The sequence below is a fragment of the Aureliella helgolandensis genome (assembly GCF_007752135.1).
In the GTDB taxonomy this organism is placed as follows: domain Bacteria; phylum Planctomycetota; class Planctomycetia; order Pirellulales; family Pirellulaceae; genus Aureliella; species Aureliella helgolandensis.
The window spans coordinates 5,073,613-5,098,296 of sequence record NZ_CP036298.1 but is presented as its reverse complement, the minus strand read 5'-3'; the positions used below and the strand labels follow the sequence as shown (position 1 = coordinate 5,098,296).

The following is a 24,684-nucleotide window of genomic DNA, read 5'->3' as shown; positions in this document are numbered from 1 at the left end:
AAGGTATTCTTTTACCCAAGTGCTCTGCCTTGCCTTTGTGGCAATATTTGCGAACGCTCTCTCGAATCAAAAATAGCGATTGAAAGTTACTCGTGCTTCGCTGTCGAACACGCGATCACTGCCGTTGCCCAACGGAACAGCGTAGCCGAAACCGAGTCTCGAGCGATTGCGAATGTTCAGTATTAGGCCACCCAGAATATTGAGATTGTCAAATTCTTGCACCGGATTTTGTACTAGCGTTATCCCGTCGGAGGCAGTATCAGCGTTGCTGAGAGAACGATTGAGGTGGAACTCCATGATCGGCGCGATGCCTGTCACGATGTTCGTCGTATCGCGGGGATTGTTCTTCAGCCAGTAGCCCAGGCTTGCGTCGAGGTATAGGAACGTCATGTCGTGGATTGATCCAATATTGGCGAGTCCCGTTCCATTATTGACGGAAACGGAATTGCCGTTCACGTCAATATCGTATTGCATTAACCCCTGGGCAAAGAACTTGTCGCTGGGGGTGTAGAGCATGCCGAGGAAGGGCATCACATGCACCGCCTCATTGGAAATGCGTAGCAACTCTGTACCATCACCGGCCAGGACACGCGTATCGTCTGCGGTGGGAACCGAAACGGATAGACCACTGGTTAGCAGCCAATTCTTGCGTTCCATCATCAGCCCTTTTAACGCAAAGAGCATGTTTCCGAATTCAACGTGTTGAGTGTCTGTCACTCCATCGGCCAGAATGTCGCTGCTCAGCGTTGCACCGAAGGGGCTTCGGACTTCGAGCGACAGTAGGCCGTCGTAGAAGGCTTTTTCGAAGCCTGGAGTAAAGCGATTGACGGAAGTGCCGTTGGTCGTCAGGGGAACATTGTTGAACAGGCTGTAGTTGAAGAAGACGCGGTCGCGTGGAACGGGCGAGAAGTTCTCGGCGATCTTCAAACGCCCCAAGACATAGCCGCCACTAGGGACGAGGATTGATTTTCCGTAGGAATAGCTGCCCACCCAGTTGCTGCCTGAATCCTGTTGAGTTGCATGGCCCGATTGGTAGGTGTATCCCGCTCCTGCTGGCCGTGCCACGTCGTTTGGATCATTGGGGGCATCCAGGTCGATCGTCCGCGAACCATCACCGTGGACGATGGCTGGTGCGGTGCTAAAGAAGTCATTGGCGGGCATGTCACCGTCGAGTTCGAGAATGCTGATTCCTCCCCCGCCAGGTTGCACATTGTCGGTGTCGATCGCATAGGTTTGAGCGATGATCGAAGCCATGGCACCAGGACCGAAGAAGTCTCCCATCATTTCCGGCGTGGTGGCTCCGCGGAGCGAAGAGCCGAAACCGCCTGCGGTGCCCGCTGCCAAATTGGATGCAAACAGGTTCGAGGTGTCGATGGAATCCAGTCCACCCAATCCTGATCCTGCCGCTTGGTTATCAAGGCCGCCAACCGACGGTGATCCCGGAGAAACGCCAGAGCCGGCTGGAGGAGGAACAACGGAATAGGGGGAGTTCAGTGTATTGGAGTCCTGCGAAGGAGGAGTCCCCCAACCGAATTCGTCCGGCCCTTGGGGCCGAAGGGGAGTGTACGGGAGTTGCGAGCCCTGAGGCGGGCAGAGCATACGCTGCTGGCAGGCTGGGCAGGTCCAACGCCCACAAACACAGCCCGTGGCTGACGCTCGCCACACTTCCGGCACGGGCGATTGTGCCTGAACCAGCGGGGGGGACGCTAGCCAGGCCATTCCAGCCAGCAAGATTCCAATAGCGTAGTAAATGATTTTTTGCATGTTGAAGATCCCGGCTGAGCGGTGATGAGTCGCGCAAAGAACTGGGCAAACGGCACGAAAATTCTCACGGCATAACTCTTACTATCGGCCCAATACCCAAAGGTGGTTGAGTCGATAGGGGGGACTCCACATCGAAAAATCGCCATTATTGCTGCAACCGGCGCGATCGGCGGCGGCGCCTTGGTAAGCTGCGATGGTTGTAACGATTCCTCCAAATGTTGAATCATGCCAGGCGTTGAGTCATAATCCCTGGGACTTTGTTGCCAAACGCCCCATGGAGACGCACCGTGAAACCTGCTTACGCCCCATTCCGTCCACTCGTTCGCGGGCAAAAGAGTTCTCGAGATTCTCGTTCACGGCGCCGCTTGCTGTTCCCAGAGCGTCTGGAGGCACGGCAACTGCTCGCCACTTTCGCCGTCAATACCGAGCTCGATACGATCGATGTTGATCTGGCCGATGGTCTCGCTCTGGATGCAAGTGGCAATACATCGCTCCGCGCTGCGATCATGCAAGCCAACGCCCTGCCCGATAGTGATCTGATCCTACTGCCTGCAGGAAACTACCGACTGACGGAGCAGTTCGATGACTCAACTTCCTATGATGTGAGGGATGATGCTTTCGGCGATCTCGACGTCGACTTGGGGCAAGTCGTGATCGAAGGTGCCGGTTCTGGAAGTACGGTGATCGATGCGACCGCAGTGGTGGATCGCGTGTTGGAGGTCGGCCCCGAAGCGAGTCTGCGTCTGAGTGGGGTGCGGTTGACGGGCGGCAATGCGGGGCTGCAGCAAGGTGGAGGTGCTCTGTTGAATACTGGCAATGCCACGTTGGACAGCGTGTGGATCGACGACAATCAAGCCTCGGTGGGCGGGGGGATACAGAGTTTGTCGGGGGACCTGTCGATTGCCAATTCGACGATCAGCAACAATTTTGCACATCAAGCGGGGGGCGGAATTGCCGTGGGTGGTTTCCGAACCGGCAGCTCTGGCACCGTGGTGATCCAGAACTCGACGATCTCCGCAAATGCCGCGGAAACGCTGGGAGGTGGAATCTACTATCAAACTAGCTTTCCAGCGCAATTGGTAAACTTGACCTATGTGACCCTTGTCGAAAATCAGGCGGGAACCGGGGCGGGCATTGCCGGGCCGCCGATGGCACAAGGTGGGGAGGGTGGGGGAAGCTCATCGCCATTCACGGTTCATGCGTCCATTGTCTCCAACAATCTTGCTCAAGGGGAAGCAGATGTCGTGGGGGATTTCACTAGTCTCGGCAGCAACTTAATCGGTGCTGCGACTTTGGACAGTGGTTTTGTCAATGGATTGATGAATGATCTGGTCGGTACGTCAGCCGCTCCTCTAGATGCTGGGCTAGCCCCGCTACAAGTGTTCGCGGCGAGTCCAACACCGGTGCACCCACTACTCGCAATCAGTCCCGCGCGCAATCGCGTTTCCCCGAATCCTGCGGAGCCGATTGTCGACCAACGCGGCCGCTCGCGGACAGCGGACTTGGCTCCCGATTCTGGTGCATTTGAGTTTGTAGGCGACTCGCTCCTCGTCGATATCTTCCACGATCGCAATGCGGATGGAAGCCAAGATGTTGATGAGCCGCTGACTCCATTCTCGATCACGGCTACTCTAACCCTGGACTCCGCCGCCCAAGATCCCACGCAATTGGTCTACCGTGGTCCAGCTCCTGCCCACTTTGCTGAGCTTCCGCCGGGGCCCTATACGGTCGCGGTTGAGTTTGACGATCCCCACGTGTTACCGACCCTATCCAATGCCTCCGGCGTTTTGCTCGGCGACGAATCGAGCTCTGTAGCACTCCTGGGAGGAATCCGCCTTGGAGAGATCCACGGGTACAAGTTCGATGACCTCGCGCAGGACGGAATTGACGATAGCGGTGATCCACGCCTTGTTGGAGTAGAATTCACGCTGTGGAATCTTGGCGACGATGGACTGGTCGGCACACAAGATGACTTCGTTCATGCACGGACAACGACAGGTCCGTTTGGGACCTTCTCCTTCGTAGGCTTGCCTAACGGTAGTTATCGAGTTGTCGAATCACTGCCCCTTGGTAGTTTCGCAACGACTCCACCGGTTCCGACCATGCACGTTGTGGGCGGCAGCCTGTTTGTGCCGGATGCGTTGGCGGTAGACCCGCAATTGGGGCAGAGTGTTGAAGCTTTGTCGGAATTGGCGGTTGGAAACGTGACCCCGGGTAGCGTATTAGGGAGGGTCGTTTTTGATCTGCAATCCGATGGACTTCTCACGGACGATCCCGGGATCGCGACATTCGAACTAACGCTCACCGGTGCCGGATACGACGCTGAATTTGGTACTCAGGATGATCTCCCCGCCTTGAAAACGGTTAGTGCGGCAGATGGAAGCTATGCGTTCGAAGGACTCTCTCAAGTGGGGCTCTATCGCCTCGAGCTGTCTTCCAAAACGCACTACTTCCACACTACGCAATCCAGCGTCGATTTCATTTTGCCAGCTAACGCCGTTGTGGTTCCCTCGCAGGGATTCATCGACGCGGGGGACGATTCAAGGCGGTCTCTCGTGGAACTTCCTCAGATTGCGTTCGGAGTCATGCGGTGGGGCGCCCTCATGGGAGTCACATTCGACGATCTAAATGCTGACGGGGATCAGTTTGATTCGGTGGTCGCAAGCCAACGCGATCCCGGGGAATTGAACCGAGGAGCCCAACGCATCGATCTTTACGACGCCAATGATTCCCAATTGCTGGAATCTACCGAAAGCTCCGCGAACGCTGATGCCAATCTTGGCTATTTCCTGTTCGAGGATCTTTCGTCCGGGAACTATGCGTTGGATCAATGGCTTGCACCGGATCGCGGGCTCACTTCGAGTGAAACTCCGTTCGCTGTTTCTCCGGGAGTGCTTTATCTCGCGCCGGGGGTACAGCGCGATAGCGAGCTTTTCCCGTTAGAAGAATTTGAGGTTGGACTCGTTCAAGAAGTGGTTCAAGTTCAACTGGCTGCCGGCAGCCGAGAATTGGTGGAACTGAGTGGCAATATCCTGGACGATCTCAATGCCGATGGAACGCGTGATACCAATGAGCTGGGGTTGGCCGGTTGGACCGTAGTGCTGCAACGCACCACGCGCACCTACTACCAAGACAATCTGCCAGACACGCGGGTGGCGGTGACTGATGCCTCCGGCAACTACGCGTTGCGTGTTTGGCCTGGTGAGTATGAAGTTGCCTATTTGTTGCAACCGGGGTTCGAACCCACCGGTCCGCAAGCCCGATTCTCGAATTACTTGGGATTCGAATCGGGGAGCGGTTCCTCGGTCTCCAAGGTCAGTGGAGTGACACTCGCGGATCTCAATGCCGATGCGGTCGATGATCTCCTGATTGTGAACGACTATGCGGATATTGTAGACAAAACGAGTAATATCGAGATCTTGCTCTCAAGGGACGCAGCGCAACGCGAACGTGTGGTGCTGGAATTGGGAGCGTCGGCTAGGCCTCAGCATGTGGTCGCGGTCGACATCGACAACGACCAAGATTTAGACATCGTGGTCGCGATGGTTGGGCGCCCGCAAGCGGCTCTCAATGGACAGACGGACGCGGCCTATGGCGACGTTGTGATTTTTCGAAATCAGTCGGGGCAGTTTGAACGTGTGACAGCCGCGGGAACCGCCGCGTCTGTGCCGCTGCCCAGTGGAAGTCAATCCCGCTCGGTTCACGACTCCTTGGCTGGCAACGGCCCAAGTCACATTTCGTATGGCGATCTGAACGGTGACAATCTGATGGACTTGGTCGTCACCAATGCGATTCCCTACGACGTAGAATCCAATGACCAAGTCTCGCATGCCGAAGATGTCTCGATCGTATTGCAGACGTCTCCTGGAGTGTTCGCAAAATCTCAGACGCTTGACCTGAGCACCGCAGATCTGGACGCCGGAGTCATATCGACCGCCGTTGGCGACTTTAACGGTGATCAGTGGCTGGATATCGCCGTGGGGGCTCCGGGAAGCCAACGCATTGAAATCTACTTTGGGGACTCCAGCGGAAGCTTTGATGCCACGCGGGTGCAGTACCTGACGGACGTGCAGCGTCCTACGCATCTCCTTGCACACAACTTGGATCTCGATGCTGCTGGTACTGCGGAATTGGTTGTGGCTGACTATGCGGCGAACCAGATTGCGGTCTATAGCTACGATCCCCAGGTAGGGCAGCTCGGTGATGCTCCGCACCGCATTGATACCATCGACAAGCCTCAGTGGCTGGCAATCGGAGACTTGAATGCCGATGGCACGCCGGACATCGCTGCCTCCTTTGCCAGCACCAATGTCGTACAGCCGATCTTCAACCTGGGCAATAATCGGTTTGCATTGGCTGCCACTCCGGACATTGCGCACAATTTGCAATTCACTTCAACCGCGCCCAATGGTCTGAACTCAGCGTTCGGCAAACTGGCAATTGGAAATCTAGACGGAAACGATTTCGGAGATGTGGCCGTTGCGCAGTTTACGAGTGGAGTCACGGCCTATTTGAATCTAGTGGACGACTACGTGGCTTGGCGAGCTGCCCGTCCCTCCGGCGATGCCAGCATCTTGTTGGGAGAGTCGCATTTCGTTGATTTCAATGCTGTGGGGCAACAAGATGCCACCGTTGAAGCTACTGCACAGGTTGTTTCCGCCGACCGAAGCTATCTCATTGCAGCTTTCACAGAACTAGGATTTGAGCAACATGTGGCAGTCACCCCATTCGCGAACGTCGAAATTGGCCAAGCTACGCAGTCCGGGCGTCGCCTGACTCTGGCTGAGGCACCACGCCAACTCACGCAGCATAACTATCGCGATCCATTCGATGTCAACGGCGACGGCAGCATTTCTCCCGTGGATGCATTGCTGGTTATCAATGAGCTCAATCGTGGCGCCAGCAGTGGCGCTTCGGCAGTTGGACTGTCTGCGGCGTATCAAGTGGATACCTCTGGCGATGGCGTGCTGTCACCCGTCGATGCGCTGAACGTCATCAACCATCTCAATGGAGCACATGCGGAGGAAGCGTCGCTATTGCGTCGGCACCAAATTGAGGTTCAAGATTTACAGCCCATCGCGACTGGGTTGATTGAGGCGTTGAGATCTGCGGGGCTTGCTGCGGACGCGGTGGAACGCCTGCAAAGCGTGGACTTTGTTATTGGCGATTTACCTGGAGGTACCTTGGCGGAGACGGTAGGACGGACGGTCTATGTGGATAGCAACGCGGCAGGATGGGGCTGGTTCATCGATCCGAAGCCTGCAGATTCATTGGCATTCGATAGTAGTATTCCGGCGAATCAGTCTTCGCGCGTCGATCTCTTGTCCACACTGGCTCACGAATTTGGACACGTGTTGGGGGTTGAAGACTCGGCTGCTACCGATTTGAAGTTTATGGAGCCTCGGCTCGAGGCTGGCCAGCGGACGATCTCGAACGCTCTGCTCGATCGACTGTTGGTTGAACTACTCGACGAAGATCTATTTTGAGCGATCTGCGCAGCGGAGTACCCAACTTGCGAATTGTTGGCGCCGTTTGATGGGGCAAGGCGGCGTTGTTTCCGCTCTGCGCTTGGTGGGGGCCATTTGAGCGCTGCTGATGCCAGCCGGTAGGCTGACGTTTCTCGTTTCAGCCGAATGCCATATAATGGCGGGAACGAGCAACTTTTTGCTGAGGTATCAGCGGTCTGAACTTCAGCGGATTTGCGTTTTGCAAGACTAACTGCTATGTGGCAAGCGGGCCAGACGCCAGTTCCAGGCTATAAACTGGAAAGACTGTTGGGTAAGGGGAATTTTGGCGAGGTTTGGCAATCTACCTCGCCAGGTGGAACTAAATCTGCGCTCAAGTTTCTGAATCTGCGCGAGAGGCATGGACGCAAGGAGTACCGCGCCATCCAGGGGCTTAAGCAGATTCGGCATGCCAATCTGATGCCCATGAACGCGATGTGGCTGCTGGATGAAAATCAGCAAGTCATTCCCGATGACCAATTGGATGTCGCTCAACCACTATTGGAAGACACGCACCGACAAACGCTCCTCTCCGTTTCTAGAATGGCGGAGGAGGATAAGCCCAAAACGCTGATCATCGCCATGCCTCTGGCGGAAGGCAATCTCCTCGAACTTCTGCGGCAGCGCCAGGAGCAGGGGCAGGATATTCCTGTCGAAGAGTTGCTGATCTACATGATGGACGCTGCGCGTGCGCTCGATTTCCTCAACTCCGAACGGCATGAACATGAGGGGCAACTGATCTCGGTGCAACACGGCGATGTGAAGCCCGAGAATCTGGTATTGTTGGGAGGCAGCGTGGTTCTGTGTGACTTTGGGGTCGCAAGGACGATGGCCCGAGGAGCAGATACGAAAGGCACCACGCTCGGCGGAAGTCTCGCGTACATGCCGCCAGAGTGCTTGGCTGGCCAAGTTAGCCCGCATTCCGATCAATTCTCGCTTGCCGTGAGCTATGCGGAATTGCGAACTGGGGAGTTGCCGTTCGCTGATGAATCGATGGCTCAAGTCATCGAGGATCGGAAAAAGGGGCACCTGAATCTAGAGGGGCTAACGCCCGGCGAACAAAAGGTCCTTCGCCAAGCCTGTTCAGTCAACCCGGCTAAGCGGTTTGGGTCGAATGTGGAGCTTGTGGAGGCATTGCGAAATGCGGTGCTTGAAAATCCTAGCCGCGACACGCGCGCGACGTGGTGGCTGGTGGGGGGCGTTGCTGCGTTGCTGCTGATTGCCGGTGGTGGACTGCTTTGGTGGCCAGACGATCCCGCACCAACACCCATCAAGGGGCCTGACAATACCAACACCAACACGGTTGCTCAGCCCAAGACGGGCAAAGACTTCTACGCCGAGGCTATTGACTTTATTCATCGCGGGGAGATGACTCAGCAACAACTACCTCAAGCGACAGAACTCTATCTTGCAGCCCTGTCTGCCGATTTTGTAGCAGAGGTTCCCCAGCCGAGACGGTTGGGCGTCCTCGACAACGACAGCCGCAACGTCTACCCGATCGACGATTTGTCCCGGATCAGCCAACTGGTGGCCGTTCATCCCCTGACTTCACGAATCTTGGTCGTTGGCGACAACGGACGCTCCCTGGTTGAACCGGGAAGCAACGCTGCAGACGCAGCTTTTGAACTCCAGTTGGAATCTCCGATTGCTTCCGTTCATTGGCTCGCCGAAGACCAAGTGTTAGTTCGAGATTGCGAATCCCAACTGTGGCGTTTCGAACTTGAATCGCAACGATTGGAAGCGATTGGACAGGGAATCTTGCGAGTTGCCAGCAGTCCGCAAAGCCGATTGGCTCTCGCGGTCAGCGATGGTGATGGCAGCGGCAAAAGCGAATTGTTGCAAATCAGTGCTACAGACGTGACTACCGCGCAACCTGGTGTGATTGACAGCGGAATCATGTTTCCGTTGATCGGCATGGAGGCTGCGGGGGAATGGGGCGCGATCGTGGAGGAATTTGAGCGCACTGGAACGGTCAACATCGTGTCGCTAGCCAATGCCCATGACGCGAAACGCATTGCGACCAACATTGAAGCGTACTGCATTGATTGTTTGCGGCTCGGCGAGGATAGTTTTGCCATCCTGTGTGGTGAAGCTTCGTCCGATTCTTCGAGCCTCGCGCTGATCCGCCTAAAACTGCCCGTCAATTCCGAGTCACTGATCACCCCTAGTTTTACGGACCAGCAGGGAGTCTTCCAACGCAGTGGACGCACCATTCGCTCTTTAGCCACTTGGGTGAACCCAGAGCACTCGCGTGGTCTCATTGCTACGGGGCAAGATGCGGGGAGTGGCAGTCCTGCTACCGAGCTGTGGGAATTCCTCGACGATGGAAAACTCGCTTACCTCAATGTCATCGGCCAGGAGACCCAGGCCCCTTCGACCTCTGCCCTGGCGTTTGATGACCACGGGGAGTGGTTGGTGCGTGGTACAGACTACGGCGAGGTGTTACTGACCAAGCTGAGCAACCCTCAACACGACTTTTTCTTAGTGACGGCCGATTACGCTGCCGAAGTTTTGCAGTTGAAAATAGTCGATGGTCTGTTGATTGCTTGCTTCGATGACGCGACCATCATGATCTGGGATTTCTACGAGTGTCAGATGGTATACGAAGCCTGTGAGACAACTAAAAGACCGTTTCCCCAGCCGGCAGATTTACGCCCACAGGCTGGTTAACCAGCCGTTTGCAAGCGTCTCAAAGCATGATGTTCCTACTCGAGGGGCAATGCGACGTGAGTTCGAGGGAGGCTGGCGCTCAGCGTGCTTCCACTTTGTTCATCCCACAGTAGGTGTTTTTCTAGCAAACGCGTGTGTGGGCTCTCCGCAAAGAACGCGAGGAGTTGCACAACTTGTGTCCTCGCCTTGTTGGCATCTACCAGCTCGGGTGCACTCTCGTCGATCCCCCAATCGCCAGAGTAGATGCCGGTCAGCATCCAACGCGCGCGTTCGACGTGGGACAGTGTGTCTCCCTGTTCAGCCAGTTGTTCATAGAGCTTGGCAGCCTCACCGAAATTCCCACGAATGAAACTGAAGTCGGCGTCGATCTCGATGCGATCCGCATCTAAGAGTCGGTTGGAGTTCCGCTTGGCTTCTCCAATAAATTGACTCGCTAAGCGGCGTTTGCTGGCCGCATCAGGAGATTGGGCAGCTTGCAGGATTTGGTATTGGCTGAAGTAAACATTCGATAGCAGAAGGTTCACGATTGGATCGGTGGGATCCAGTTTCAAGGCTGCCTCCAAATCCCGCTGGGCATCTTGGAACAGTTGTTGGCTGTTTCCTTCTCCCATTTGCAATTGCATAGCATCCGCGATGCTTCCGCGAGCAGCGATGGTCAAACGCTCGAGTTCTTCCGTGCTGGCGACCAGTCGAGTTTGGAACTTGCGTTGGACTCGCGCTAACTGAATTGGATTGCCTCCCTGCTTCGAAGCTTGCGCCAGGGCGTCAAGCACGGTGGAGCAGAGACTTGCGCGGGCGGGGAATTCTGTTTCCACGCCTCCTGGAATGGAAACCACGAACCTGCCCGTTTTTGTGTCCAATACGCCCGATTCAACACGATCAGGAGAGCCATCAATCAGGGCACCCCAGAATACATAATCAGCATCCACGCCTTGCCCAATGAGTTGCAGTGCAGCTTCTCGAGGCATGCCTTTCGTATTGATTTTATAGAAGGTTCGTTCGAGGACGTGATTGCTGACGACATCGACATCCAGTCCGATGGTCTCCAATTGAGAACGCATCTCGTCGGCAAAGCGGACAGCGGGGTCGCGACGCGAGAAATTCATCTCCTCCAATTTCAGGTGTGGCATGACTGCGACACGGACGCGAGTCTGCGGCGCAATTTTCGCTTTCTGCGCTCCGGCGGCAGAACGCACTTCTTCAATTTCTGCGCGGGTGATGGCATCGATCTTGATGAACTCCGAAACCGCATTGCGCGCTGCCTGTTCGACGCTACTGACCAACTGTGGATCAGAGAGGTCCAACATCCATCCACCGGTCTGGCTTGTCAGCTCTCCAAAAAAGTAGCGCGTTAAACCGACGACCTGTTCGTAGATGGCCGCATCCTTTTCGCGTGTGGGGCACAGGATCGCGTTGATTTCGATTCCCTGTTGTTGCGCCAATTGGACGAGCTGCTCCGTGGAATGCTTTCGTTCGGCCTTCGATTCTGGCTCGCTAAATCCGTTGTCGAACGGGGGAGCATCTCCGATAAGGAATACCCATCGAGCGGTTCGGTCATTGGGATTCCACTTGAGTTCGCTGAGGGCTGCATACAATCCTTGGTCGACGGCTTCATGGAAGTATGGGGCGCCACTTTCGGGCTTGAGTTTTGCGAGTCCCTTTTCGATGATTTCAGGGGCGTTCGTAAAGCTTTGAGTGCCTAGAGGCCAGCTCACGACACCACTCGCGGCATCCGTGTCTCGATAGACCACCACTTGTACATAGACTTCCTCCCCGGCGATCCGTCGGACGTCGTTGAGCATAGACAGCAACATCGAGCGGATTCCCTGCAGTTCCTTCTCCATGCTCTCCGTAGCATCGACCACGAGAGCAATCTCAATTCGGCCCGTAGCCGACGCGACTTTGTCGATGAAGTTGCTGCGTTGCAGCAGCCCCATCGTATTGGCGTCCGGGGCCGATCCAGGGTTGAATAGACCCTGCAATGCGTTGCCAACCGCCGAGGGAGGCTCCTGCCCAAGGGTTAGGTTGGATGCCGTCCCAAACAGTCCCAAGCATAGAATTGCCTGGGGGATGATGAACCGGAAACCATGGAATCCTGTGTTCTCGATTCGCATTGCAGTAGTCCTGGCTTGTGCGGGGCTGAGTGGATATAAGGCAGAATATTGCACGGCGCGATCTCTCGCAGAGGTGCGATTGCCATCACTTACACTCCAGTTGTCGTCTAAAGGCTGCCTAGGTTGCTCGATTTCTTGCCAAAATCCAACGTTGTTCTATCTTTTATTTAGCCCGATTCGCAGATGGTCACGCAACATTCTTAAGTTTCGATCGACAACTTAAGCAGGATGCCTGGGAAAATCCTTATGATGAGCCTAGGAACTTACGTCCACTATTTGAGAATTCGTTCACGATACGATTTGAGGCTCCGATGACACAACTGGCTTACAGTCAGACCGTTTACCGACGCACTGGTGCTCTCGCGTTCCGTTTTCCGGTGGCCTGGTTTCAAGTCCCCAGCATGGCAGGGTTGGTCGCATGGGGCGTCGGCGCTGCAGCACTGTTGACCCTGTTTTCGCCCGGAGGAGCCCAGGCTCAAACGCTCGCCTCAGAATCGTCATTGCCCAGCTACTACTATTCCTCTCCGTCCGACCGGGGCGGCGCGCAAGTCGAAGCGGCAGCCCCGCCCCTGCCCAGTGAGTCGACGTTGCCAGGGACCCAGCTAGTCGCGACTCCGGCGAGCATTCCGAGTGAGTCGGAGCTGCCCAAGCCGCAGAATGTTCCGAGTACCCAGGAGCAGGCATCTCCGCAGGAGGACTCTTTACAACAGATTCTTGAGAATAGCCGTGACCGTACCCCGTGGCTAAGATTGATTGAAGCGGAACATACGGGACCGATTCGTGCACTCGAATTTGATGAATCGGGGCGAAATCTCTTCACCGCGGGAGAGGATAAACTCGTACAGCACTGGCAACTGACCGAGGACGGTGCAAATTCCCAGTGGCGACATCACGCTACGTACCGCTGGCAAGTGCAGAGAGCGGAGCTGGGCGCCATTCTCAGCCTTGTGAACGACGGGGAGGAACTGTTCTTGGCGGGCGCCGGGGCAGATGGCCAACAAGGCGAGATCGTGGCCGTGAATACCCGCACCGAGGCTTGGCTGCCTCCGGTCGTCGAGGCGCAGAGTGGGCACCATTCTGCCATCCTTCGCATGCGGCTACTGACAGACACTGCTTCGCGTCGCCTATTAGCCATGGATCAACAACATGGGATTGCGGTTTGGCAGCAGTCCAATGCTGGAGATTGGGGCCATCGCTGGTTGCGAAAACCGTCGGCAACCGAAAACTTCCTCTACGGGACGTTCGATACCCTCAGCCCCAATAGCCTGGTGGTCGCAGCAGACCAACCCCAGTGGACCATTGATGTTATCGATATCGATAGCGGCGCGATCACCACCCGCCTGCAACGCAACGCGCCGCTCGTGAATCAACAGTCTGCCGCCTACGCGTTGCAGTTGGCAGCAGAACACTTTCTATCGACCGAGGGACGCACTTTCACGCCGTCTCAGTTGCTCCCCTCAATTCGGGATTCTCAGGGAACGCAAGTGACTTGCGTAGCGGCATGTAACGCCAACCGTTACGTGGCGGCAGGTGATGAACTTGGATTTTTGTATGTTTGGAATGCTCAGGGCAATTTGGCGCTGAAGGCCGTTGCCAGCTTCGGCGGCTACCGTTTTGAATCGGTAACTTTCTCGGCCGATGGACGCTATCTGGCCGCCTCGGCGGTGAGCGTACGAGGGGACGATAGCATTGTGCAGGTCTGGCGGTTGAACGGTGCGGCAACACCTGAGTTGGTTCGGGAGTTTCAACGCAGTGCGCCCATCCATGGACTTGAGTTTTCTCCCAACACGGAAGCTTTGGTCATTGGCAATGGCCGGAAGATTGAGTTGCTGGCAATCGAACGAGAGCAAGCTTTACAAGTGCTCCCGGATCGAGAGGAAATTGCCAGTCCTGCTCAAGTTGTGTTTGCACAGGAGTTGCCCTACCGCTGGCGAACGCAGTTCGAGGGACAAAACGTTGCATTCGATGGACAAAAAATGAAGTGGATCGAGGCGGAGGGAGTCCAGTGGCGTTCCACTGCAGATCGCAACCAGCGTTTCGCTGCCAACTCTTGGAGTCTGGCTGCTCAATCCAATACTCCGAATGCAGTTCCGCAAGATTGGGTGCTGCGGGGCGATCAACGCATCGGTCGTCTCGATCTTGATGCCCATTATGCCGTCAAACCCAACAGCCGGGTGGAACGGGCTGCCTGGATCCGTGATTCGGAGGGGCAGGTCAGCGGGGTTGCAGTTTCTCTGACCGGTCAAAATGATATTTGGGTCTTCTCCCTACCAGCCAAGGATCAGAATTTATGCCCTTTGACGCGCGTCTTTCGAGGTCATGAAGGAGCCGTCGAATCACTCGACAATTCTCCAGATGGGCTCTACCTCATCAGCAGTTCGGCCGATTGCACAATTCGAATTTGGCCGCTGATCGGCTGTGTGGGGCAATCCACGATGCAGCCGCCTCGCGCAACTTGGGGATTTCAGTTCGCCGAAGTCGATGGAGTGGTTGTAGCGCAGAATCCATGCTTAACTGGCCCACTGTATCTCAAAGGCTTACGTGAGGGAGATCGAATCAAGGAGATTTCATATGAGTCCCATCAGGCAGGTGGGACCCTGCAGCGAACGACTTTCAAGGACCCAGGCAAGCTGATCGAATTTCTGGAGAAGCCAAGATTTGACCTCGCCGTCCGGTTCGTATTCGAACGTGGGGGAGTGGAGGTACCTGGATTTCAGTCCTACGCTCACTGGCGTGAAATTGCAGCTCAAGTGATTGCCGCCGATCGAGAGTGGGCTGTTTGGACTCCTTCGGGGTTTTACGACGCCTCGTTCAACGGCAACAGTCTGTTCGGTTGGCAGATCAATCGTGGACTCGAGCGTAAACCTGATTTCTACCGTGCAGATCGCTTTCAAGCGGTTTTAGAGCGTCCCGATCTCTTGCGGGGATTGCTCGAGTCGGGCAGCGTCGAACAAGCGGCGGACCTAGCCGGGAAGCAAAAAATTGGTTTCGAGGCGGTGTTGCAGAATTCCATTGCGTTGCAGCCACATATCGAGATCTTGTCACCGACTGCCGACCAGGTGATCGAAGGCCGTGAAATCACCGTTCAGGCGGAGGTCGTTTTGCAACGTGGCCAGGAGTTGGCGACCGCCAAAGCCTTCGTCAGTGGCGTGGTTGCGCAGCATTACTCCGAGTCGAAAGCAGAGGTGCTGGCAGACGGGCGGCAGAAAATCCGCCTGCAATGGCAAGCCGTTTTGCCGGCTGATAAGCAGCTGCAATTCCAAGTCGTTTGTTCGACCAGAGAAAAATTGGTCGGAACCGATCTGCTGCAGCTTTCGCGACCCCATGCACTGAAACGAGTGGGTAAGCCCAAGCTCTACCTACTCTCGGCCGGAGTGAGTGAATATCGCGACAGCCGAGTGCCCAATCTTGAATTGGGAGCCGCCAATGCGAGCACATTCATGAACGCGATATTGGCCAAGGCTGCTGAGGTCTATGATGTCGTTCCACTAAGCTTGACCGACGCCAATGTGACGCCTACCGTTTGGAGGAGTACGGTGCGACAACTCAAATCCAAATTGGAGCATGTACGACCTGACGATCTCATCGTATTGTTTGCCTCCGGGCACGGCTTGGTCGATGAAGCGACTGATCAGTACTACTTCATCACCGCCAACGCACGCTATAACGATTTGATGCGACGGAATTTTCAGGATTGCCTGAGCTTCCGCGAACTAATGGGCTGGGCCGATGTTCCATGTCGCAAAATTGCGATCTTGGATACTTGCCATAGTGGTGCCATCCAGCCGCTGGAAAGCGGCAATCTTAAGAAGGCGGTGCGCTACCTGCAAGGAGATCTCGTGCTGACATTAACCGCATCCGAAGGCAATCAATTGGCTGCGGAATACCGAGGCTCTCAAGCGAGTTTGTTTACGTCCGCGATCCAGAGCTCGCTACTGCAAACTCCTGACTCCAACAGCGACGGAATGGTAGACTGGCGTGAATTCGTGCGGCAGGTTCGAACGCAGGTTACGCAACAGTCCATTTCTGGAGCGGTACCTCAGTTTCCGACGGCCGGTCCCAAGGATCTCCTAAACGTCGTAGAACTCCCCGTGGCCTTCCCTGCATCTGACAATGCAAATCGAGGACAGGACTCGGCTTTCCTTTCCGCGCAATTGCAGCCATAGCAACGCTTCCTCTCCTCTTTGAATTGTTCCATACCTATGTCGAGGCCTAGTCGCGCAGAGATGCTGGCATGCTTGGCAACCGGTATCGCACTATTGGCCTTGATTTGGTCCAGTAGTCGCGAGTCGGCGGCGCCGCTCGCATCGCAAACGAAGGATTCGCCTCCTCGAGAACTCGCCGCCACTGCCGCCAGCCTGCTTACCCTTTCCGAAGGTGCTGCGCAGCTGGTTGAAACTGCCGCTAAATCTGTCGTGAGAGTCGATGTGACGCTCGATGCTCGCCTCGTTCAGTCCAACGAGTTGGAAACCTATTTTGGCCGCCTACCGCAAGAAACCATTGGCTCGGGGATCGTGCTCGATACCGATCTGGTGTTGACGAACTACCACGTCGTGCGGTTGTCCGATTCGATTACGGTTAGCGGGCAAGGGGCTCCCAGACGGCCGGCAACACTACTGGGGTTTGACCCTCTTACCGACTTGGCTGTACTGAAAGTGGCCAATTTGACATTGCCCGCCTTGAAATGGGGCGACAGTGACGAGGTTTCCAGCGGGCATCTGGTGTGGGCAATTGGCAGCCCCTATGGGCTGGACCAAAGCGTCTCGATGGGAGTGGTCAGCTCCACCAACCGCCCCACTCTATTGGACAGCCCCTTCCAGGACTTCTTGCAATCCGATGTTTCCATTAACCCCGGAAATAGTGGCGGACCGCTTATTGATGCCCAGGGGGCTGTGATTGGGATCAACACCGCCATAGCCGGTGATTCCTTTGCGGGGATTAGTTTCGCTCTGCCGAGTAACACTGCGAAGAGCGTCTTTAAGCAATTGCAGCAGCATGGTGAGATGCCGCGAGGTTGGCTTGGTTTCCAGCTCAGCAATGTTACCCGTTCTCGAGCAGCGGTGGCGGGGCTCGATTCACTGCAGGGGGCTTACGTCGAATCGCTGGTTTCGGAGGGGGAGAGCCCGGCCAAGCAGGCTGGCATTCTGGTTGGGGATATCTGTGTCTCCTTTAATGGTTGGGAGGTAACAGGGCCCCTGGGACTAATCCGGCAAATCGCAAGCACTCCAATCGATACAACCGTCAAGCTCAGAGTGTGGAGACGTGGGCAGGAATTGGAACTCGACGTCCAAGTGCTCCCGCGTCCTTAGACGGGGATCTATCGAAAATCTCCGCCAGCTGGGCACCGCGGATATAGCGTCTACTCGCTCCTTGGGCCGCTCCGATCGATACGCTCTTGAACCTAAGGTAATCGGAATCGTGCTCCTCGCTCACAGGCGAGGACCTGAGCTTGCCCCCCCGGACTATGCTCACGATCGCCATATCTTCGCGCATTCGAAAATCTGGACTCCAAAACAGCACTTATTTCTGCACTCACTTCCCAAGTTGCATTTTGCGGACTGCCGATGATTAAGGTACTCGTTCTTAGGCAAACGAGACGCCCTCGAAAGTCAGTGTTGAACAGTTAAGCCTCAACCGAGACGCAGAAACAGGATATCGGTTATGAAACGCATGGATGCAATTTTCCGTACCCCAGTCTACCTTTTCCTCGCGGTACTCGGCACATGGTTGGTACCGACTGTCGTGCAATCGGAGGGCCTACTCCACCGATGTGGCCAGTGTGGTAAAGCGTGTCAGCAACACATGTTGGTTGAGACGACCATGATGTGCCCCGTGAAGGTCATTGAGACCCGCTTGAAACCCTGTTTGGTGGAAACTTGTGAAGAGCGGGAAGAGACTTACACTGCATTCCGACGGGTGCCTGAAAAGCGTACCATCAAGAAAGAGCTCTGCTACTTGCTGGATGAAGTCAAGTCGAAGGAGATCGTCGAGAAGAGTTGCCAGTTGGTCAACGTTGATGTGACGCGCGTCAACAACGTGCTGGTTCCACAATACGAAATGGGCCAAACCTGTGTGCAGAAGCAAGTCTGTACGGAGTGTGGTCCAGTGTGTGTTGAAGAGTGCTGCCTTGAAGAAAAGGCACGCATGATCCCCGACGTAAGAGTTGAACAGGATTGCGAAAAGCAGTTGGTCTTCCAAGAGACCAAAAAGGATTTTTTCTATTGCGTTAAGACACCTAAAAAGCACACCATCGAGTGCGCTGAAGAGACTGTCTACAAACTCGAACCGGTGGAACAGACTCGCAAAGTGAAAGTGAACGTTCCGAAGATCGAGTACCAGCCCTACGAAGTGGAAGTGGTAAAAATGCTTCCCAAGAAAGTAGTCTGCTGCGTACACTGCTCACGACGAACTCACTAGGGCTGTGGACGAAGTGGAAGTGCAGGTAATTTAGTATTTGCCATTGGTCCCAAACATCTCGATTTTCGAGTGGCGTGGTCGCACTCGTACACTGGCGTCGGGCTCACCCGTAACGCGATCGAATTCATCAGGCGTGCGGCGAGTTGGTAAATAGTCGTTGGTCTCCTGCGACCAGGTCTGGAGGGCCGCCGTCAGCTGGTCCCGAGTTGTTTGGTAAGCAGCATCCGCGATGCAATTGTGCAGCTCACCTGGGTCGCGTTGCAAATCGTAGAGTTCCCATTGAGGACGCGGTGCTACAAAGCACCCTTGTTGATGTGGCGGCAGTTGCCCCGCGGATTGCAGTTGCAGCATTTTTTGCCAGCTGAGCCCTCTCCCTGCATCGGCCGATGGCGTCGAAGGCAGGTCGAAATAATCATTGCGGATCAACTTGTAACGTTGAGTGACTACACACCGCGCATGATCCTCGTAGTCATGCCAGTGGTCTTCCGCAAAAGCATGCTTGCGATGTTCGGCTAGCGGATCGCTGAGAATGGGGGCAAAGCTCATTCCCTCGCTGTTAAAGGGGGAGGTGGAGCTGCCACGGGCGATTTCCAGAAAAGTGGATGCAATATCGACACTGCTTACGAGGGCATTGCTCACCGTAGCGGCGCGAACTCGAGCCGGCCATCGCACAATCCATGGTGTGCGAATTCCCCCGTCATAGAGTGTGGTCTTGTCGCGTGGAAATGGGCGACCGTTGTCGCTGATAAATAGGATCAAGGTATTGTCGGCCACGTTCTGTTCAGCTAGCTTTTCTAGCACGCGACCAACATAGAGATCCAATCGCCCAATTTCGTCGTAGTACAGTCGAAGATCTTCGCGAACCTCAGGCGTGTCAGGTAGATGCGCTGGTACGATCACATCTTCGGCACGGTGTGGAGGATCCAATGCGCCTCGAGTGTATTCTCGATGTGGGTCGAGTGAGGCCAACCACAGAAAAAAGGGACGATCGCGTGGGCGGTCTTCAAGGGCTTGGACCCAATCTTCGCAGCCGCTGGGTTGCGCCGCAACCATCTGGGGAGCTTCACCATTCTGGCCACTGGGGAGTACGAACCCAGCTGTTGAGGCTTCGTAGATTCGATCAAAATGAGGACGCACCGCGTCGCCCAAATGCCACTTACCTGCCGCCGCTGTGTAGTAACCCAGTTTGCGAAGCTCTGCCGCAAATGTTGGGCTTCCCTCGGGAAGCGGCCAATGGAGCTGTTCCGCTCCGGTGTTGTGCGGGTACTTGCCGGTCAAAATGCTGGAACGGGATGGGCTGCAAGAGTTCGTGGTCAGATAGGCGTGCTGAAATCGCATGCCTTGGGAGGCCAGGAGATCGATGTTTGATGTTCGGATGGCTGGGTGCCCGTATGCACCACAGTCGTCCCAATTCATGTCATCCGCGATGATCAAGACGATATTGGGTGGAGCCTCTTCAGCGAACATCGAGACACAGGGTAAGACGCACCAGGCCAGCCACGATAGGCATAGTGCGGAGAGCCATTGACGGCGATTGGAAGTTTGGTCTTGGCGTTTCATGCGCGGTGCGTTTCGATGGGTGACTGACTACTGACTACTGCGTTGGACGTGGGGCAAAGGGCGGGCCGTGCAGGCCTTTCCAGATGGAGCGTTGTTCGGAGGTTAGAACTCCAAGGATACGCTCCACGGTTCGGTCACGCGACTGTTGCCATCGCAAATCACCGTCGAGGTCTCTCTGCCCGCCATTCCTGGGATGGCCTGCCTCGCTGTAATCTTGTGCCCCCTCTTCGTCGCGGCTCCGAGGAGGACGATCGTTGGGAGGCCCCAAGGGATCGCTTAAGGAATTGCCTGGCCCGCCTCTGCCGAAATCGGGGCGGAACGGCGGCGTTCCCGGCCCTCCCGGCCCTCCCGGCCCTCCCGGGCCGCCCGGGCCGCCTGGGCCGCCTGGACCGCCTGGACCGAAGTTAGGCGGGCCTCCGTTGGATGGCGGTCCGCGACGATCTGGACGTTCCTCATGAATGATTCTGCTGATCGACTGCTGTTGTTCTGGCGTGATTTGCAAGGCATCTACGATTTCCCGAGTCAGAAAGGTAAACGGTAAGTGTTGCTGCCTGAGGATCTGCCGCAGCCGCAGCATCTGCTGAGCGCTAATCTGTTCACTGAGAGTGGCGACAAATTCACGCAACTTGAGGGCGATGTCTGTCTGAGAGCCTACCATTAGCAGGCCACTGTCGTCCCCTAGAGCCATGCGGGCTTCCTGCAGCTCTTGGACGCGCTCCAGTAATTCTTCACCCTGGGGCTTCGCGATCTGCAAGTCGTTGAGGACGCGAGGGTCGGCTAAGAGTAGCAACGGAGAGACATCGTCCCACAGTTGCAGCTCTCCGATCATGCGTTCGACCTTTTCGGAGGCGATGCTCAGCTCTCGGGAGTCTTGCGCATTCTCCGAACGCTTGGCTAAAAAATCCCGGTAAAACTCCAGCGACGTTTCGAGGATGCGGCGCCGCAGGCTTTGGAATTCAGGGCGATAGGCCAACTCGGTTTCACTCAATTCGCTAAAGGTATCCACGGCGAGGCGCGCTTGCCGAAAGTTTTCCTCAGCGATGGCCCGCTGACGCATTTCACTATCAAGGGCCGCGCGTGTTTCACGTTGTTCATGCAAAATGAGCAGCATCGCGACGAACAGGCCGACGGTGGCGACGACCAGCAAGCCGGCCGCCATATTTACCAAGTGGTTATTTCGCTTACGCCATTTCCCCAAACGGTCGAGCCAGGTTGGTGGTTGGGCTGCGATTGGCTTGTCATCCAGCCAAGCACGCAAATCGTCGCCAAACTTCTGTGCCGTCGCGTATCGCTGCGATGGTTCCTTGGCGATCGCTTTGCGAATGATGGTGTCGAGTTCCGTTGGAAGACCTGGTGTCACCAGCTTGGGAGCGGTCGGCTCTCGCTCGGCTACCTGATTCAGCATATCTCGATAGTCCTGGCCCCTAACCGCCGGCTCCAAGGTCAATGCCTCGTACAGCGTTACTCCCAAGGAGTAAATGTCGGTGCGGTGATCTAGGATGAGCCGGTTACCCGTGGCCTGTTCGGGACTCATGTAACGCACCGTCCCCAAGGCATCTCCAGAACGGGTCAGCTGTGCATCGCTATGTTCGATCTGAGCTAAGCCAAAATCAGTAACCCACAGTTTACCCGTCCCATCGATCAACAGGTTTCCCGGTTTGATGTCGCGGTGGACGACTCCGCATTCGTGGGCGTGGTCCAGCGCCATGCAGGCCTGGTAAATCAATTGCACCATCGATCGGAAATGGCGTGTTCGTTCCCCCGAATTAGTTAGGACGGTCGACAGAACCTTGCGAGTCGAATTGTTAGGCTTTGGCTCTTGAGTTGAACTGGCGTGTCCGATGGTGCTGAGTGTCGACGAGAGGTCTCGGACGGGAGACGCGTCTGTTTGTTGGAGGCTGGCAATGAGTTCCCCGAGGGTTCTACCTTCGATCAACTGCATGGCGTAGTACTGGAGACCGCGATCATTTCCAACCGCATAGACTGGCACAATATTGGTGTGGTGCAGTTGAGCTGCGGCGTGTGCCTCGTTGCGAAAGCGTTGCAGTCGCCCCGCGTCCAAGCCACTCGCAAATGGCAGAACCTTGAGCGCTACTCGACGCCCGAGAGAAAGTTGGATTGCGTCGTAGACAATTCCCATTCCTCCCCGTCCCAGTTCACCCGTGATTTGAAAGTCGCCGATGGGCTTCGCACGAAACTCTGCGTCTGGCATCAGTGGCGGCGTGGGGGGGACCGGTTTGTCCACGGCGCCGTGCACGAGCGCCAGCCCCTCAAGTGCGGGGCGCAAGACTTCTGCAATCTCGGCATGTTGCTCCAGGAACGACGCGAGCTGTGGCTTGCGTCCCGCGCTCAGCTCCTCCATGAACTGCTTGACTGCGGATACGACCCTCGCGTCATCGTCATCAATGAAGGAATCTGCTCTAGGAGAATCGTCGCGCATGGGGGGAGGCTCGTCCATTGGTAGATCGTTGGAGTCGTGGGGGAGGGGCCTGGGCAGATAATGCCGTGTTAACCGGAGGCGAGTTTTTGACGCAGTTTCCCGAGTGCTCGGACCCAGAGCTTTTCAACGCTATCGACACTTCGCCCCATCACGCGCGACACTTCAGTAAACGGCATTGCATCAACGTGTCGCAATACAATTACTTGGCGATAGTCTTCCGGAAGTTCTTCGAGCGCTTCAGCCAATTCCAAAAAGGCCTCGTTCTTCGCAAACTGTTGACTCGGCGAGGTCACATCGCCAGCCAAGCCTGATTGGAGGAAGCCCGAGGCATCGGCGAGTCGCTGGTCGAGCGCTTGCTCCAAACGCACATCTCGCTTTTGCGTCCCCAAATAGCGACGAACTTGGTTGGCTAATACGTTGGTCAGAATGCTGCGCAGCCATGCGGCAAATTCCGCCGTTGTGCTACCCTGGAATTGTTGGATGCCATCGTGGGCCGCTAAGCAAACCTCCTGGGCCAAGTCGGAGGGATCCGCCTTGGCCTGCATGTGATGATGAAGTTGTGATCGCGCCAAGAAGACCAAGTATTTGCGGTACTTGGCCAGCAGTTCTCCCATGGCTTCGGCATCGCCCTGCTGGGCACTGGCAATCATCCGCTCTATTGCATCGAATGATTTGTCGCTTTGAACCAAAATTCTCTCCAAGCTTTGCAGGGACATTGCGGCAGGTCATTCCGCGGTCAATGAACAGGGTACTTTTCCGTTGACAGTATCCGCTTCTCTTCAAGATCCTTCCCTCGTTCTACGCTGTAGGCGAATGTCTACTTCGAAAGTAGCCCTGCCGTATTCCGCGCACGAACGCGATACTGCGAGACTTCACCAGTTGCGTCCTCGCTGAGGGTGTAGGTCATCGACGCCAACGGGTTGGCGGGCGTATCGCTGTATTGCAGGCCTTGAAACAAAGGACGCCCAAACCGGTTCTCTGGTTGCGAGGGGATGCTGGCTATCGGTTTTCCATTGCATTCAATCACAAATTCAGCCAGCCCACTTTCTAGATCCGCAGTGGCGGTCCACGTTAGTTGCTGCGCTTGCAGGCGGAGGTTGCAGGCTCCGGCGGCGGCGTTACGTCGGAGACGTTGGTATCGTTCGTGTACTCGGTCCAAGCAGTAGCAATGGATTGAGAGGGAAGCCAAATGGACTCGGCAATATTACCTGAGAATTCTCGAGCAGGGACGGGATGAACCGATTCGTTTGCCGTGGGGGCAAGTGCCGGAAAGTTTGCCAGCCACCCGCTCACTGGAGACAACGCTTTCAGCGCTTGGTCAGGCGCGTCGGGCAATCGAGCCAGTAGACAAGCATCGAACCATGGTATCGCCAAGTAGCGTTGGTTGCCGCATTCATGACTGGTCAGTGGATCGATCGCTACACCGATCAGTCCTCCACCGCTACGCACGCTTCTAAAAAACTGTTGGTTGGCTGGCCAAACTCCTGAGAATCTTCCATCCGTGACAGTGACTCCCTCTTGAGTACCCAAGTTGCACATCATCGGTACTGAGAGTGCCGCCTTGGACAATTGATGCGGTTTGATGTCTCTGCCCTCTTCGGCCTTCAGTAGCGGAACTCCAGATCGCAACCAAGCTGCGGCCACGCGTTCTGGATGCAGCAGCAACATGCCACCCGCCCAATGCCCTCCGCCACTATGCCCCCACAGGGCCCATGGAACTTCAGAGAGTTCGGGGTGTCCGGAGAGTTTTCCCAGGTCGGATAGAGCGGTTTGAAAGGCTGCATCAGAACCATGGCGTGGGTCGCACCAACGCTGGCAATCCGCTCCGTCCGGCTGCTCATAGACTGGCGACAGCAGACCGCAAGCGTGTTTGCTTGCCAACGCTTGCCAATGCAAATCAAAGGCTCCCGTTTGCCCCGAAAGACAGGAGCCTTCGCCGCAGCCATGCTGATGCACGACTACTCCACGCAATCGCTCGACGTTCGCTGGGATCCAAATCGTAAAGGCCACGGGATAAACGAGCTTGCCCTCTTCCTGGGATCCTTCATACCGAACTCGATAGTAGGGTGCATCGACTTGAGGTGCGTTGTCATAGGGTGCTTGTTGTGCATGGATACGTCGTCCGAGACTCGGCGTCAGGCACAGGGACAAGGCAAATGTCCAAACGATCAAACTTTGCATGAAGACCATTACTTGAAAAAGGGGCTGAGGTGAC

Annotated in this window: 11 protein-coding genes; 5 read left to right on the top strand and 6 right to left on the bottom strand. The window is 55.8% G+C overall.

What is annotated here, in order from left to right; translation table 11 throughout:
- Window positions 1-66 precede the first annotated feature (66 nt).
- Window positions 67-1,764 (bottom strand): hypothetical protein, encoded by a 1,698-nt coding sequence (locus Q31a_RS17790; protein WP_145080774.1) that lies wholly within the window; start codon window positions 1,762-1,764, stop codon window positions 67-69.
- A 287-nt stretch (window positions 1,765-2,051) separates the two neighbouring features.
- Between Q31a_RS17790 and Q31a_RS17785 the strand changes: the two genes are divergently transcribed.
- Window positions 2,052-7,250 (top strand): FG-GAP-like repeat-containing protein, encoded by a 5,199-nt coding sequence (locus tag Q31a_RS17785; protein ID WP_145080771.1) that lies wholly within the window; start codon window positions 2,052-2,054, stop codon window positions 7,248-7,250.
- Between the two features lie 237 nt (window positions 7,251-7,487).
- Window positions 7,488-9,938, top strand: a complete 2,451-nt coding sequence (locus Q31a_RS17780; protein WP_145080768.1) for a serine/threonine protein kinase — start codon at window positions 7,488-7,490, stop codon at window positions 9,936-9,938.
- Window positions 9,939-9,973: 35 nt separating this feature from the next.
- Here the strand turns inward: Q31a_RS17780 and Q31a_RS17775 are convergent, their stop codons facing one another.
- Entirely contained in the window at window positions 9,974-12,052 is a 2,079-nt protein-coding gene (locus Q31a_RS17775) for a hypothetical protein (RefSeq protein ID WP_145080765.1), read from the bottom strand.
- 311 nt (window positions 12,053-12,363) lie between these two features.
- Here Q31a_RS17775 and Q31a_RS17770 point away from each other — a divergent pair, with 311 nt between their 5' ends.
- The 3 genes from Q31a_RS17770 to Q31a_RS17760 all read left to right on the top strand — a co-directional run bounded on the left by Q31a_RS17770 (window position 12,364) and on the right by Q31a_RS17760 (window position 18,469).
- Window positions 12,364-16,218, top strand: a complete 3,855-nt coding sequence (locus Q31a_RS17770; protein ID WP_145080762.1) for a caspase family protein — start codon at window positions 12,364-12,366, stop codon at window positions 16,216-16,218.
- 36 nt (window positions 16,219-16,254) lie between these two features.
- Window positions 16,255-17,361, top strand: a complete 1,107-nt coding sequence (locus Q31a_RS17765; RefSeq protein WP_145080758.1) for a S1C family serine protease — start codon at window positions 16,255-16,257, stop codon at window positions 17,359-17,361.
- Window positions 17,362-17,713: 352 nt separating this feature from the next.
- Window positions 17,714-18,469, top strand: a complete 756-nt coding sequence (locus Q31a_RS17760) for a hypothetical protein (RefSeq protein ID WP_145080755.1) — start codon at window positions 17,714-17,716, stop codon at window positions 18,467-18,469.
- 30 nt (window positions 18,470-18,499) lie between these two features.
- On the opposite strand, the gene Q31a_RS17755 is transcribed toward Q31a_RS17760, so the two are convergent.
- The 4 genes from Q31a_RS17755 to Q31a_RS17740 all read right to left on the bottom strand — a co-directional run bounded on the left by Q31a_RS17755 (window position 18,500) and on the right by Q31a_RS17740 (window position 24,650).
- Window positions 18,500-19,936, bottom strand: coding sequence for a sulfatase family protein (locus Q31a_RS17755; RefSeq protein WP_145087406.1), 1,437 nt, complete (start codon window positions 19,934-19,936; stop codon window positions 18,500-18,502).
- 127 nt (window positions 19,937-20,063) lie between these two features.
- Window positions 20,064-22,487 carry a serine/threonine protein kinase gene (locus tag Q31a_RS17750; protein WP_231690819.1) on the bottom strand — a complete coding sequence of 808 codons (2,424 nt, stop codon included), beginning with the start codon at window positions 22,485-22,487 and terminating at the stop codon, window positions 20,064-20,066.
- 50 nt (window positions 22,488-22,537) lie between these two features.
- Complete coding sequence (locus Q31a_RS17745; protein WP_197355370.1) at window positions 22,538-23,185, bottom strand: sigma-70 family RNA polymerase sigma factor; 648 nt, start codon at window positions 23,183-23,185, stop codon at window positions 22,538-22,540.
- A gap of 355 nt (window positions 23,186-23,540) precedes the next feature.
- Complete coding sequence (locus Q31a_RS17740; RefSeq protein WP_231690818.1) at window positions 23,541-24,650, bottom strand: hypothetical protein; 1,110 nt, start codon at window positions 24,648-24,650, stop codon at window positions 23,541-23,543.
- Between the last annotated feature and the right edge of the window lie 34 nt (window positions 24,651-24,684).

Bases quoted from the DNA above. Each gene is read 5' to 3' on its own strand.
- Q31a_RS17765 (WP_145080758.1), top strand. From the start codon at position 16,255: ATGTCGAGGCCTAGTCGCGCAGAGATGCTGGCATGCTTGGCAACCGGT.
- Q31a_RS17750 (WP_231690819.1), bottom strand. From the start codon at position 22,487: ATGGACGAGCCTCCCCCCATGCGCGACGATTCTCCTAGAGCAGATTCC.
- Q31a_RS17775 (WP_145080765.1), bottom strand. From the start codon at position 12,052: ATGCGAATCGAGAACACAGGATTCCATGGTTTCCGGTTCATCATCCCC.
- Q31a_RS17780 (WP_145080768.1), top strand. From the start codon at position 7,488: ATGTGGCAAGCGGGCCAGACGCCAGTTCCAGGCTATAAACTGGAAAGA.
- Q31a_RS17740 (WP_231690818.1), bottom strand. From the start codon at position 24,650: ATGCAAAGTTTGATCGTTTGGACATTTGCCTTGTCCCTGTGCCTGACG.
- Q31a_RS17770 (WP_145080762.1), top strand. From the start codon at position 12,364: ATGACACAACTGGCTTACAGTCAGACCGTTTACCGACGCACTGGTGCT.
- Q31a_RS17755 (WP_145087406.1), bottom strand. From the start codon at position 19,936: ATGTTCGCTGAAGAGGCTCCACCCAATATCGTCTTGATCATCGCGGAT.
- Q31a_RS17790 (WP_145080774.1), bottom strand. From the start codon at position 1,764: ATGCAAAAAATCATTTACTACGCTATTGGAATCTTGCTGGCTGGAATG.
- Q31a_RS17760 (WP_145080755.1), top strand. From the start codon at position 17,714: ATGAAACGCATGGATGCAATTTTCCGTACCCCAGTCTACCTTTTCCTC.
- Q31a_RS17745 (WP_197355370.1), bottom strand. From the start codon at position 23,185: ATGTCCCTGCAAAGCTTGGAGAGAATTTTGGTTCAAAGCGACAAATCA.